The organism is Bisbaumannia salifodinae, from assembly GCF_055388505.1.
In genome coordinates this window covers 3,851,609-3,864,317 of the sequence record NZ_AP043781.1, presented here as the reverse complement: position 1 = coordinate 3,864,317, position 12,709 = coordinate 3,851,609, and the positions used below count along the sequence as shown (strand labels likewise).

13 protein-coding genes are annotated in these 12,709 nt (G+C 67.0%); 7 read left to right on the top strand and 6 right to left on the bottom strand.

Going from position 1 to position 12,709, the window contains the following annotated elements:
- Positions 1–69 precede the first annotated feature (69 nt).
- The 5 genes from ACZ5EF_RS18040 to ACZ5EF_RS18020 all read left to right on the top strand — a co-directional run bounded on the left by ACZ5EF_RS18040 (position 70) and on the right by ACZ5EF_RS18020 (position 4,900).
- Positions 70–1,095, top strand: a complete 1,026-nt coding sequence (locus ACZ5EF_RS18040; RefSeq protein WP_346063670.1) for a TAXI family TRAP transporter solute-binding subunit — start codon at positions 70–72, stop codon at positions 1,093–1,095.
- Between the two features lie 280 nt (positions 1,096–1,375).
- Positions 1,376–3,508, top strand: a complete 2,133-nt coding sequence (locus ACZ5EF_RS18035) for a TRAP transporter permease (protein WP_346063671.1) — start codon at positions 1,376–1,378, stop codon at positions 3,506–3,508.
- Complete coding sequence (locus ACZ5EF_RS18030) at positions 3,505–4,251, top strand: sulfite exporter TauE/SafE family protein (protein WP_346063672.1); 747 nt, start codon at positions 3,505–3,507, stop codon at positions 4,249–4,251. Before ACZ5EF_RS18035 ends, ACZ5EF_RS18030 begins: the two co-directional genes overlap by 4 nt.
- A gap of 72 nt (positions 4,252–4,323) precedes the next feature.
- A complete protein-coding gene (locus ACZ5EF_RS18025) occupies positions 4,324–4,455 on the top strand; it encodes an entericidin A/B family lipoprotein (RefSeq protein WP_346063673.1) in 132 nt (43 codons plus the stop codon).
- A gap of 100 nt (positions 4,456–4,555) precedes the next feature.
- Positions 4,556–4,900 (top strand): I78 family peptidase inhibitor, encoded by a 345-nt coding sequence (locus ACZ5EF_RS18020; protein ID WP_346063674.1) that lies wholly within the window; start codon positions 4,556–4,558, stop codon positions 4,898–4,900.
- Positions 4,901–4,950: 50 nt separating this feature from the next.
- Here ACZ5EF_RS18020 and ACZ5EF_RS18015 read toward each other — a convergent pair whose 3' ends face one another.
- The 3 genes from ACZ5EF_RS18015 to ACZ5EF_RS18005 form a co-directional block, all read right to left on the bottom strand.
- Positions 4,951–5,463: an acyl-CoA thioesterase gene (locus ACZ5EF_RS18015; RefSeq protein WP_146803026.1), complete on the bottom strand. Its 513-nt coding sequence runs from the start codon at positions 5,461–5,463 to the stop codon at positions 4,951–4,953.
- 122 nt (positions 5,464–5,585) lie between these two features.
- A complete protein-coding gene (locus tag ACZ5EF_RS18010) occupies positions 5,586–6,896 on the bottom strand; it encodes a short-chain fatty acid transporter (protein ID WP_346063675.1) in 1,311 nt (436 codons plus the stop codon).
- 194 nt (positions 6,897–7,090) lie between these two features.
- Positions 7,091–8,419, bottom strand: coding sequence for an MATE family efflux transporter (locus tag ACZ5EF_RS18005; RefSeq protein ID WP_346063676.1), 1,329 nt, complete (start codon positions 8,417–8,419; stop codon positions 7,091–7,093).
- A 102-nt stretch (positions 8,420–8,521) separates the two neighbouring features.
- Between ACZ5EF_RS18005 and ACZ5EF_RS18000 the strand changes: the two genes are divergently transcribed.
- On the top strand, positions 8,522–8,854 hold the full coding sequence (locus tag ACZ5EF_RS18000; protein ID WP_346063677.1) for a hypothetical protein: 333 nt from the start codon (positions 8,522–8,524) through the stop codon (positions 8,852–8,854).
- Positions 8,855–8,931: 77 nt separating this feature from the next.
- Here the strand turns inward: ACZ5EF_RS18000 and ACZ5EF_RS17995 are convergent, their stop codons facing one another.
- The 3 genes from ACZ5EF_RS17995 to ACZ5EF_RS17985 all read right to left on the bottom strand — a co-directional run bounded on the left by ACZ5EF_RS17995 (position 8,932) and on the right by ACZ5EF_RS17985 (position 11,707).
- Positions 8,932–9,180, bottom strand: coding sequence for a YfhL family 4Fe-4S dicluster ferredoxin (locus ACZ5EF_RS17995; protein ID WP_346063678.1), 249 nt, complete (start codon positions 9,178–9,180; stop codon positions 8,932–8,934).
- A gap of 33 nt (positions 9,181–9,213) precedes the next feature.
- Positions 9,214–9,693 (bottom strand): pantetheine-phosphate adenylyltransferase, encoded by a 480-nt coding sequence (gene coaD, locus ACZ5EF_RS17990; RefSeq protein WP_346063679.1) that lies wholly within the window; start codon positions 9,691–9,693, stop codon positions 9,214–9,216.
- 136 nt (positions 9,694–9,829) lie between these two features.
- A complete protein-coding gene (locus tag ACZ5EF_RS17985) occupies positions 9,830–11,707 on the bottom strand; it encodes a beta-ketoacyl synthase (protein WP_346063711.1) in 1,878 nt (625 codons plus the stop codon).
- Between the two features lie 302 nt (positions 11,708–12,009).
- Between ACZ5EF_RS17985 and trmB the strand changes: the two genes are divergently transcribed.
- Positions 12,010–12,699: a tRNA (guanine(46)-N(7))-methyltransferase TrmB gene (trmB, locus tag ACZ5EF_RS17980; RefSeq protein ID WP_346063712.1), complete on the top strand. Its 690-nt coding sequence runs from the start codon at positions 12,010–12,012 to the stop codon at positions 12,697–12,699.
- Positions 12,700–12,709 lie beyond the last annotated feature (10 nt).

Sequence of the window (12,709 nt, the reverse complement as noted above, 5' to 3'; positions counted from 1 at the left end):
AGCTGGCAGGAATATCGCTCCTATCGAATGGCATAACCATAACAAGCCATCATCGACAGGAGAGATAGCATGCACAAGCGCCAGTTCCTCAAGTCCGCCCTCACTCTCGCCACTGCCGCCGCCATGGGCCTGGGTGCCGCCGGCGTCAGCGCCAGCGCCAGCGACGAGGGCGGTCAGTACATCATGGGCACCGCCACCACCGGCGGTACCTTCTACCCCGTGGGCGTGGCCCTCTCGACCCTGGTGCGGGTCAAGCTGGAGCCGACTCATAATATCGCCGTCTCGGCCATCAGCTCCGCCGGCTCCGCCGAGAACCTGCGCCTGATGGAAGACGACCAGGCCCAGTTCGGCATCCTCCAGGCCCTCTATGGCGCCTGGGCCTGGACCGGCGAGGGCCCGGTGCCCCAGGCCTACGAGAATGTGCGCTCCGTCTCCATGCTATGGCAGAACGTCGAGCACTTCGTGATGCGCGACGAGCTGGCCGAGACGGGCACCATCGACGATTTGACTCGCCTCTATGACCGAGGCTTCTCCATCGGCGCCCGCAACTCCGGCACCGAGGGCTCCGGTCGGCAAATTCTTGCCGGTCTCGAGATCGACCCGGAGCGGATGGACCTGGCCTACCTGGGCTATGGTCCCAGCGCCGATGCCATGCAGAACGGCAATATCGACGGCATGAATATCCCCGCCGGGGTCCCGGCCTCCGCGGTGACCCGCGCCTTCGCCAATATGGGCGACGATATCACCATCCTCGATATCACCGAGGAGCAGCTTGCGCGGATCAACAGCGCCTATCCGGTCTGGACTCCCTACGAGATTCCCGCCGGCACCTATCCGGAGCAGGACGCGCCGGTCCAGACCATCGCCCAGCCCAATATCCTGGTGGTCAATGCCGATGTGCCGGAGGAGCACGTCTACCAGATCACCAAGGCGATGTTCGAGAACCTGCCCTTCCTCAACAATATCCACCCGGCGACCCGCGATATGGCCCTGGAGAAGGCCCTGGACGGCCTGCCGATGCCGCTGCATCCCGGGGCGGCCCGTTACTTCCAGGAGCAGGGGCTGGCCATTCCCGAGCATCTGCTGGAGGGCTGAAGCCCTCTTATCGCCACAGGAGCATCAAGTCATGCCTGAAGACCACAGGCTCGTGACCTCGGTGCGTTGAGGCCCGGGGCTACTCTGGGGGCAGGCACTCCGCGAAGACGCTGTAGACCCATCCCTGGGCGCTCGACTTTTTCGTCCCTGAAAAAGACGCTTCGCTTCGACCTGCCCCCAGCGCCCCTCGGCGATTCCCACTGCGTCGATGTCACCAGGCTGCGGCTTTAGCGATACCTGCTCCAGCCTTCCCATTCACGCCTGCTCCACGAGAATGCCCATGAATACAACGCCTATCCCCGAGGTGCGCGACGAAGAGGTCAGCGAGGCCCCCGAGCGCCTCGCGCATCCCTGGCTCGGCCGGGGGCTCTTCGCCCTGACCATCGTCGTGGCCCTGTCGCATCTCTACTTCAACACCCTGGGTACCCTCTCCGAGGTGTGGACCAGCGCCCTGCATTTCGGCATGTTCGGCCTGCTCTGCGCCCTCTCGGTGCCCATGCTCAAGGCGCGTTCCGCCACCGGTCAGCGGCTGGTGCTGGCGGTGGATATCCTGCTTGGCCTGGCCGCCCTCGGCTGCGCCTTCTACCTGATCGGCTTCGAGGACGCCCTCTACGCCCGCGGGGTACGCTTCTCCACCGCCGATTGGGTGGTCTCCATCCTCGCCCTGGCGTTGGTGCTGGAGTTCGCCCGCCGCACCACCGGCTGGTTTATCCCGGTACTGTGCCTGGTGGCGCTGACCTATGTGGCCTGGTGGGGACGCCATGTCAGCGGGGTCTTCGGCTTCCCCGGCCTCAACTGGGAGACGGTGCTCTACCGCAGCTATATGGGCGGCGACGGCATGCTGGGCTCCATCGCCCGCATCTCCTGGTCCTATGTGTTCATGTTTATCCTCTTCGGCGCCTTCCTGGTGCGCTCCGGCGCCGGCGACTTCATTATCGAGCTGGCCCGCTGCGCCGCCGGCCGCTTCGTCGGCGGGCCCGGCTTCGTGGCGGTGTTCTCCTCCGGCCTGATGGGCTCGGTGTCCGGGTCCAGCGTGGCCAACACCGTCTCCACCGGGGTGATCACCATCCCGCTGATGCGCAAGGCCGGCTTCCCGGCACGCTTCGCCGCCGGCGTCGAGGCGGCCGCCTCCACCGGCGGCCAGCTGATGCCGCCGGTGATGGGCGCCGGGGCCTTTATCATGGCCTCCTATACCCAGGTCTCCTACCTCACCATCATCGGCGTGGCGGCCCTGCCGGCGCTGCTCTACTTCCTCTCGGTGGCGATGTTCGTGCGCATCGAGGCCAAGCGCAGCCATACCGAGCAGGTGGAAGTGGAAGAGGCGCCGCGTCTCCTCGAGGTGCTCAAGGGCGGCTGGCACTTCCTGCTTCCCCTGGTGGTGCTGGTGGCGTCCTTGATCTACGGCTTTACCCCCACCTATGCCGCGGGGATCGCCATCCTCTCGGTGGTGGTCGCCTCCTGGCTGTCGAAGACTCCCATGACCCCCAAGGCGATCCTCGAGGCCCTGGCGCTGGGCAGCCGCAATATGGTGACCACGGCGATCCTGCTGCTCACCGTGGGGCTGATCGTCAACGTGGTCTCCACCACCGGCATCGGCAATACCTTCTCGTTGATGATCACCGACTGGGCCGGCGGCAGCCTCCTGATCACCATCGTGCTGATCGCCGTCGCCTCCCTGGTACTGGGCATGGGCCTGCCGGTGACCGCCGCCTATATCGTCCTCGGCACCCTCTCGGCGCCGGCGCTGTATAACCTGATGGCCCATGGCCAGTTGGTGGAGCTATTGATGGCAGGCGACCTGCCTGAGCAGGCCAAGGCGATCTTTATGCTCGCCGCCCCGGAGCATCTGGAGGCCCTCAATGCCCCCATGGATGCCGCCGCGGCCCGGGAGCTGCTGACCCTGGTGCCGGACGACTTCCGTGGCCAGCTCTACGAGCAGGCCCTGTCGCCGCATACCCTGACCATGCTGCTGGTGGCGGCGCATATGGTGATCTTCTGGCTCTCCCAGGACTCCAACGTCACCCCCCCGGTCTGCCTCACGGCCTTTGCCGCCGCGGCCATCGCCCAGACGCCGCAGATGCGCACCGGCTTCACCGCCTGGAAGATCGCCAAGGGCCTGTATATCGTGCCGTTGCTGTTCGTCTGGTCGCCGCTGATCACCGGCTCGCCACTGGAGATGCTCACCGTCTTCGCCTTCGCCCTGTTCGGGATCTACGCCATTATCGCCGGACTGGAGGGGTACCTGGAGAGCGAGCTGCCCTGGTGGCTGCGCCTGGCCATGTTCCCCATCGGCGCCCTGATGCTCTGGCCCCATGGTGAGCTGGTGCTGGACCTCTTGGGCCTGGCGCTCTTCCTGGGTACCCTGGTATGGAGTTCCCGCGCAGGACGCGCGCCGCAACAGGCATTGGCATGACGCTATTCGAAGGCCTGGCCCTGGTTGGCATCGGGGTCGTGGCCGGTTTTATCAATGTGCTCTCGGCGGGCGGGTCGATGCTGACCCTCCCGCTGTTGATGTTTCTGGGCCTGCCGCCCCAGGTGGCCAACGGCACCAATCGGGTCTCCATCGTGCTGCAGAGCCTCTCGGCGGTGACCGGCTTCCTGCGTGCCGGGGCCTCCCATATCGGCCTCAGCCTGCGCCTGGCGGTGCCGGCGGTGGTGGGCTCGCTGCTCGGTGCCTGGCTGGCCCTGCGGGTCAGCGACGCCCTCTTCGAGGCGGTGCTGATCGCCGTGATGGCCGGCTCGGCGCTGCTGATGCTGCTGCCCCAGCCGCGCCTGGACACCCGGCCGCTGACCGTGGAACGGCTGACCCCGGCGGTCTACCTGGCGATGTTCGCCATCGGCCTCTACGGTGGCTTTATCCAGGTGGGGGTGGGGATCCTCTTTATCGTCGTGCTCTACCGCCTGCTGCGCATCGACCTGGCCCAGGTCAATGTCTTCAAGGTGCTGATCATCCTGGTCTATACCCTGCCGGCCCTGGGGCTCTTTATCGCCTTCGGCCAGGTGCGCTGGAGCTTCGGCCTGCTGCTGGCCCTGGGCAGCATGCTGGGCGCCACCCTGGCGGTGAGGGTCAATATGAGCCCCCGGGGCGCCCTCTGGGTGAAATGGCTGACCCTCACGGTGATCGTCGCCATTATTCTGCGTCTGCTGTTGGCTTGACGTGTCTCGGAAGCTGCTAAAGTAAAGTCGATAGGCAAGTTTAGGTCAGTAACATACCGGGAGGGGATAGCGATGCGACGACTGATGGCATTGATGCTGGTGGCGGTATTCAGTCTTAGCCTGTTGAGCGGCTGCAATACCATGCGCGGCGCGGGGGAGGATATCGAGGAGGGAGGCGAGGCGATCCAGCGCTCCACCTATTGAGGGAGAGCGTTTCGACGGTATCCTGCCGGTGGGTCTGATGGGGTGAGTCTAGGCTCGCCCCTTTTTCGTTCGCGATCGTTTCGCTCGACAAGGAGTCACCATGTTCAAGTCTTCCCTGACCCTGCTGCTGTCCCTGGCGCTGACCGCCTGCACCCTGGGTAGCCCACCCCCGCCCAGTGAACCGGCCCCCCGTCCGCCCCAGGTCGGGCAGGATGGCTCAGGCCACCATGGCGGTGGCGAGGATGCCTGTGGTGCCAATGGAGTCCAGACCCGGGTGGGTCAGGCCTACAGTGAGGCATTGCATGAGGAACTCGCCACCACCAGCGGGGCCCGCCAGGTGCGGGTGATGCGCCCCGGCCAGGCCTACACCATGGAGTACCTCCACGACCGCTTGAATATCCGCCTGGACGAACGGGAGCGCATCACCGACCTCTTCTGCGGTTAAAAAAGCGGCGCCTCGCAGGGCGCCGCTTCGCTTGCACGGGAGTGGGGCGCTCAGTGGGTCTCGGCGCCGTAGTGCTGCTCCGCATAGTGGTTCTCGTGGGTGCGCCGCGCCTCCTCCTCGGCCTGCTTGCGCAGCTTCTTGCGCAGCGCCGCCTTCTCGAAGCGCAGTTTCTGCATCGGTGTCTCCAGGTTGAGGGGCGGTACCTCCACCGGGGCGCCCGCCTCGTCCACCGCCACCATGGTCAGGTAGCAGCTGTTGGTATGGCGGATCACCTTGTCGCGGATATTCTCCGCCACCACTTTGACGCCCACCTCCATGGAGGAGCGGCCCACATGATTGACCGAGGCCAGGAAGGTCACCAGCTCGCCCACATGGATGGGTTGCTTGAACAGCACCTGGTCCACCGAGAGGGTCACCACATAGCTGCCGGAGTAGCGGCTGGCGCAGGCATAGGCCACCTCGTCGAGCTTCTTGAGAATGGCGCCGCCATGCACCTTACCGCTGAAATTGGCCATATCGGGGGTCATCAGTACGGTCATGGCCAGCTCGTGCTGGCGGGGCATATCGTCGGTCACAGGGAGGCTCCGGGGAGAGTGGAATTGCCCTTGAGGATAACCGCTTCCCGTCCCCGCTGCATGGCCGGTGGCGCCGACAGGCATATTGGCGCCACTTCTGGCACAGCAGATTATAGATAGGTCAGCAGCAGTCCGATAATGGCCCCGGTGACCAACAGCTGTATCAGGCAGAAGCCCATGATGTCCCTGGCCTTGAGGCCGGCGATGGCCAGCACCGGCAGCGCCCAGAAGGGTTGCAGCAGGTTGGTCCAGGCGTCGCCCCAGGCCACCGCCATGGCCACCCGGGGGATATCCGCGCCCAGGGCCTCGGCGGCGGGCAGCATCACCGGCGCCTGGACCGCCCACTGGCCGCCCCCGGAGGGCACGAAGAGGTTGACCACGCCGGCGCTGATAAAGGACCAGAAGGGCAGGGTCTGGGCGCTGGCGAAGGCCACGAAGCCCTCAGAGAGACTCTGGGCCAGCCCCGACTGCACCATGATCGCCATGATGCCGGCATAGAAGGGGAACTGGATGACGATACCGGCGCCGCCTTTGATCGCCTCCTGCAGGCTGATCAGCAGGTTACGCGGAGTGCGGTGGAGCACGATGGCCAGGAACAGGAACAGGAAGTTGACGATATTGAGGTTGAGGCCGCCGCCGCGCAGCAGGAAGTGATCGGCTAGGAAGAGCAGGCCGGGGATGCCCACCAGCCAGGCCAGGCCGCGGCTGTTCTCCAGGCGATCCGCCGGACGGTGGTGGGTCATCCCCGCCTGGCCGGGCTCCTCCAGCAGGGCCGGATCGACATAGACGCTCTCCCTGTCGTCGGGAAGCATCAGCCGGTTGACCAGGGGCACGACGACGAAGAGCGCCGCCACGATGGCCAGGTTGAACCAGGCGAAGATGGTCTCGGAGGTGCCCACCACGCCGATGCGGTCGACGGTGAAGTGCCCTTCGGTGGCGATGGTCAGGGGAATGGAGCCGGCCAGGCCGCCGTGCCAGACCACGAAACCGGAGTAGGCGCTGGCGATCAGCAGCCGATAATCGACGCGGATCTGGCGTGCCAGCTCCTTGGCGAACAGCGCCCCCACCACCAGCCCGAAGCCCCAGTTGATCCAGCTGGCGGCCAGCGAGACCAGGGTAACCAGGACGATGGCCCCCGCGGCATTGCCGGCCTTGCCCGCCAGGCGCTGCAACAGGCGCTTCACCGGCGGGGTGTTGGCCAGCATGAAGCCGGTCACCAGCACCAGCAACATCTGCATGGAGAAGGTCAGCAGGTTCCAGAAGCCGTCGCCCCACATGCGCATCACCGCCAGCGGGGTCTGGCGCTCCACGGCGATGGCCGCGGCGGCGGCCACCAGGGTCAGCAGCAGGACGAAGACATAGGGGTCGGGGAGATAGCGTTCGACCAGCTTCACCGCCGGCCGCGACAGGAACTTGAGCATGGCATATTCGCTTGTTGTGATATGGACTATCGCAACATAGCCGAATTATCCCCTTGCACGCTATCGACCTTGGTCAGGCGCCTCGCGCCAGTGGTGGCGCCGGTAATGGAGGTGGTGTGGGTAGCAGCCGCCCGGGGGCGCCGAGCGCCTCGGGGGGAATGCCGGGTAAGGCCAGTTTCTGACCGATGCTTCGGCTATCGACCCTGGTCAGGCGCCTCGCGCCAGTGGTGGCGCCGGTAATGGAGGTAATAGCCGCCCAGGGTCGCCGAGCGCACCAGGGTAAACAGCGTAAAGGCCAGCCACAGGCCGTGGTTGCCGAGCCCCTGGGTCAGCCACCAGCAGGGCAGGTAGGCGGCCAGGGCCACGAAGATGCTGTTGCGCATCTCGCGGCTGGCGGTGGCGCCGATAAAGACTCCGTCGAGCAGATAGCTCCAGACCGCCAGCAGCGGCATCAGGATCACCCAGGGCAGGTAGTGGGCCGCACTGGCGCGCACCTCCGGCAGGTCGGTGAGCAGGGCGATCAGCGTGGGTCCGCCCAGCCAGAAGGCCAGGCTGGCCAGGGCGGCGGTCAACAGCGAGAAGCGGGTGGCGCCGGCCACGGCGGCGCGGAACTCGTCCCAGCGCCCGCGCCCCACGGCGCGCCCGGTGAGGGCCTCGGCGGCATGGGCGAAGCCGTCCAGACCGTAGCTGGTCAGCATGATGAACTGCAGCAGCACCGCATTGGCGGCGAGGATGGTATCGCCCTGGCTGGCGCCCTGGGCGGTGAAGAAGGCCATGGCGAAGAGCAGCCCCAGGGTGCGCACGAAGAGGTGGCCATTGACCCGGATCAGCTCGCCATAGGCGGACAGTCGCCACAGTCGTTGAGTGTCGAGGCGACCGCCCAGGCCGCGCAGCTGGCGGCTCACCAGCCACAGGCCGAAGGCCAGGGCGCCGTAGTCGGCGATGGCCGAGGCCAGGGCCACGCCGTTGCTGGTCATGCCCAGGCCGATCACGAACCACAGGTCGAGGAGGATATTGAGGCCGTTGGTCAGCACCAGGATCATCAGCGTGACCCGCGAGTTCTGCTGGCCCAGGAACCAGCCCAGGATGGCGTAATTGGCCAGCACCGCCGGCGCCGAGACGATACGGATCCGGGCATACTCCCGGGCCAGCTCGGTGGCCGCCTCGCTGCCGTCCAACAGCCACAGGCCCAGCTCGATCAAGGGCCGCGAGAGCAGGATCAGCGCCAGGCCGATCCCCACCGCCAGCACCAGGGACTGGCCCAGCAGGGTGCGCACCTCGCCGTCATCGCCACGGCCCAGGGCCTGGGCGGTCAGGCCGGTGGTGCCCATGCGCAGGAAACCGAAGCCCCAGTAGAGGAAGCCGAACAGGGTGGCCCCCAGGGTCACCCCGGCCAGGTAGCGGGAGTCGGGCAGGTGCCCCACCACGGCGGTATCCACCAGGCCCAGCAGGGGCACGGTGATATTCGACAGGATGATCGGCCAGGCCAGCAGCCAGATGCGGCGATTGTCGGCGAGGGGCACTAGACTTCCCTGAGAGGCTGATAAGGGCAGGCAGGATAGCCTTGGCGCGGGGGAGGCACAAATCGTCCCGCCGCGATGGTCGTGATGAGGGGGGAAGGACGGATGCGTGGATTCAAGCGAACGCTAATGATGATCGGGATGGCGCTGGTGCTGGCTCTCGGCAGCGGCGCCGTGGGGGCCCAGGATCGCTATATGGAGCAGCGCCTGGAGGCGCGCCCCAGTGGCGGTGCCATGGTGGCGGATGCGCTGATCGGCCGCCCGTTGCTGGTGGTGGCGACCCTGGGGGGTACGGCGGTGTTCCTGGTGTCGTTGCCCTTCACGGCGCTGGGGGGCAATGTGGATGCGGCGGCGGAGACCCTGATCCGTACGCCGGCGGAGGCGACCTTCCGGCGCTGCCTGGGGTGCAGCGTCAGCAAGCGCGCCGACGAGCTATAGTCCCTACCGCGTCAAAGATAACGCCGGCATCCTCTCTCGGGAAGAGGACGCCGGCGTCGTCGTGATGATAGGGCGGTTCAGGCCGCGGTGATGCGCTGGTACTTCTCCATCAGCTGTTCCCGGCTCTCCTCGCGTTCGGGATCCAGGGGGATGCAGTCCACCGGGCAGACCTGCTGGCACTGGGGTTCGTCGAAGTGGCCGACGCACTCGGTACACAGCGCCGGGTCGATCACATAGATCTCTTCCCCCGGCGAGATGGCGCCATTGGGGCATTCGGGTTCGCAGACGTCGCAGTTGATGCACTCGTCGGTGATCATCAGGGCCATGGGGCTACCTCAGAGAATTCCCGAGTCATTGACTCAGGTATTGTAATGCGCTTTTAAGGCCTCGACGACCCTGGGATGCACCAGCTTGGAGACATCGCCGCCCAGGTTGGCGATCTCCCGCACGATGGTGGAGGAGATATAGGAATTCTGCACCTCGGGGGTGAGGAAGAGGCTCTCCACGTCCGGGGCCTGGGCGCGATTCATATTGGCCAGCTGCAGCTCGTACTCGAAGTCGGAGACGGCGCGTAGCCCGCGCAGGATGATGCGCGCCTGCTGGGTCTCGAGGAACTCGGTAAGCAGTCCCGAGAAGCCCACCACCTCCACATTGTCGAGGTGGCCCACCACGGCCTGGGCCAAGCCGATCCGGGCATCCAGGTCGAGGGTCGGGCGCTTGCCGGGACTGGCGGCGATGGCCACGATCACCCGGTCGAACATGCGCGCGGCGCGCTCGATCAGGTCGGTATGGCCATTGGTGATGGGGTCGAAGGTGCCGGGATAGACCACGGTGTTCATGGGCGATGTCCTGTGCCGATCATCGGGGGCGGGCCTCAGGGTAGCGAAGGCGCCCCGCGGCGACAATGTTATCGCCGGGGGCTAGGCTTCGCCTTGTCCCCGGCGCTTATCTCGGCCGAGGCGGGTGACGGACTCTTCAGTCGTCGAGGCGGCCGAAGGGGTTGTCCACCGTCAGGGAGACCGGCTGGGCGTAGCCGGGGATGCGCAGCTCGTGGTCGTCGATCTCCAGTTCCGGCCCCTCCAGCACCCCTTCGCCGAAGCGATACTGGACGCGGAACTGGCCCTGGTCGGCCTGTGCCCAGTAGGCGCCGGCGGTGGCCTCGGTGGCGTCGCGTTTGGCGCGCCATTCGGCCATGGCGGCGGCGCCGTGGCGCTGCTCCAGCAGCCGTTCGGTGGCCCGCGGCGAGAGCACCAGGCCGGTGGCGTTGTTGCCGCCGAAGCCCTTGGCATTGATCAGGCTGGCATCGGCGTCGAAGGCCCGGGGCGTGCGCGAGAAGGTCAGGCGCTCGGCATGCACGTCGTCGGCCACCGCATCCAGGGTGGGGATGCCCGGCAGCAGGCCATGGGCGAAGCTGCCCAGGGCGCTGGCGACCTGGTCGCCGGCGGCGCTGCCCTGGGAGTGGCCCACGAAGGCCTTCACCGCCACCACCGGCCAGGCCTCGATGCCGTAGGCCGCGGCGATGCGATCGAAGACATGGGACTCGGTGATCCGGTTCTTCGGCGTGCTGGTGCCATGGGCATGCAGGAAGGTGCGATGACGCAGGCCCTCCTCGCCGAGGATCTCCCGGGCCAGGGCGGCGGCTTTGCCCAGGGTGATGTAGTTGCCGATGCCGGGCGCCGAGATGGAGCGCTTCCAGCCGTCGGCGTTGGCGAAGACGCCGGGCACGGAGCCCAGGATACGCGCGCCCACCTCCAGGGCCAGGGCGTCATCCATCAGCAGCACGAACTGGCTGGCCTCGGCGATGGTAAAGCCGCAGTTGCGGGCGAAGGGCCGGCAGGCGCGCTGGTAATCCTCGTCGGTGAGCAGCTCCAGGGCATCCAGGGCCTTGAGGCTGTCGTCGTCGGCCAGGGCGCCCATGGCACGGAAGCCCTCGATGATCTCCGGGGTGATGGGCGCGTCCGAGGTGCCCACCATCACCACCCGGCGGCGGCCGCTGCGGATATCCTCCACCCCCAGGCGCAGGTTGTAGAGGAAGCTGGCGCAGGCACCCTGGATGGCGCCGGTGGGGCCGACGCTGCCCAGCACATAGGCATTGAGGAAGTCGGCGGGCATCTGGCCATAGCCCAGGGGCATCTGCTTGGAGGTGGCGCGATTGCCGGAAACGAAACTCTTGAGCAGGCCGCCCCAGCCGGCGTCATCCAGTTGGCCGATGGAGTTGCCGGCATAGACGGCGATGGCGTCCGGGTCGAGGCGGTCGCGCAATGCTTCCCACGCCAGGCCGCTGTCGCCCAGGCAGTCGGAGGCGCCGAACACCGCCATGGAGAGGCCCCGGGGGTGGTGCACGCTACGGTAGAGGCTCTCCGGCTCGAAGCCGCTGGGCAACTGGCCGGCGGCCCGCACCTGGGCGGCGCGGCGTTCCGGTAGCAGCACATCGAGATGGCCGGCGGGGACGGTGACCTCCACCTGGCGGCGGTCGAGTTCGCGCACCTGCCAGGTCTCCGGCAGCGCCTCGGGGAGCTGACGGCGGCGCAGCCGAAACACCAGGGGCGCCTCGATATCGAGACGCGCCTGGCGATTGGCGGGGATGCCGTCGGCGCCGAAACGGGGATCCTCGATGCGCCGGATCAGGGTGTGGTCGAGAATGCGCTGGCGGTAGCGCTCGACGACCTCGGCGGCAGCGAGGGGCTGGCCGCCGTCATCGCGCCACTGGCCATCGGAGGCGCCGGCCAGGCGCATCAGGGCGGCCAGGCCGAGCAGCGTTTCGGCCTGGGCGGATTCGGGCAGGGCCTCGAGGATGGAGCGGCGATAGGCCTGGTGCCCCGAGGTTCTGCCGGCGGCATTGACGCCCCCCATGCCGACGATCACCGGTAAGTGTGACAAGCCGGATTCCTCGTTGTGCTGTTTGATCTTGGAGTCATATTTGAGTAGGAGCGGATGATAGCACTCCGGCTTCGCCCCCGTCATGCGGGGCTCGTGGCCGGGAAGTAGAAAAGGCTTAAAACAAGTGTTTGAAAGCGCCTCCTGGTCGAGCTATCATGAAACGGCTGTTTGAGTCATACGAGTTGGTGTTGGCGCGTCCCTTCCTGTGGATGCGCCGTTTTTTTATCGGCCCGCATTGCTAGAATAGGCGCTCACTCTTGCTCTGGCCCGATGCCATGGATGCCAACTCCCGCGTTATCGTTTCCAATCAGACGGGGCCCCATGAGGATCTGGCGCGCCGCGTGGCGCGGGCCCTGACGCACCCGCTGCGCAAGCCGGTGGCCGAGCATACCCGGGCCGCCTTCGCCGCGGCCCAGGCCTGGCTCGCCGACCAGCACAAGCCGCTGATCCTCGACTCGGGCTGCGGGGTGGGCCTGTCCACCCGCGAACTGGCGCGGCGCTTCCCCGACCACGCACTGATCGGGGTCGATCGCAGCGAGAGTCGCCTGAGCCGAGAGCATGGCGAGCTTCCCGCCAATGCCCGGCTGGTGCGCGCCGACCTGGTGGATTTCTGGCGCCTGGCCCTGGACGCGGGCTGGCGCCCCGAGCGCCACTACCTGCTCTACCCCAACCCCTATCCCAAGGCGGCCCACCTCAAGCTGCGCTGGCAGGGCCATCCGGTGCTGCCGGCCCTGCTGGGGCTGGGCGGGCGCCTGGAGCTGCGCTCCAACTGGCGGCTCTATGCGGAGGAGTTCGCCCTGGCTCTGGGCCAGGCCACCGGCATCACCGCCGAGGTGGCGGCCTATCGGCCCGACGGGGAGGCCTACCTGACTCCCTTCGAGCGCAAGTATCACCTCAGCGGCCAGGCCCTGTGGCGGCTGGTGGCCGAGCTGCCCCATGATCCCGGGCTGATGCCCCGGCCCTGACGCCCGTCCC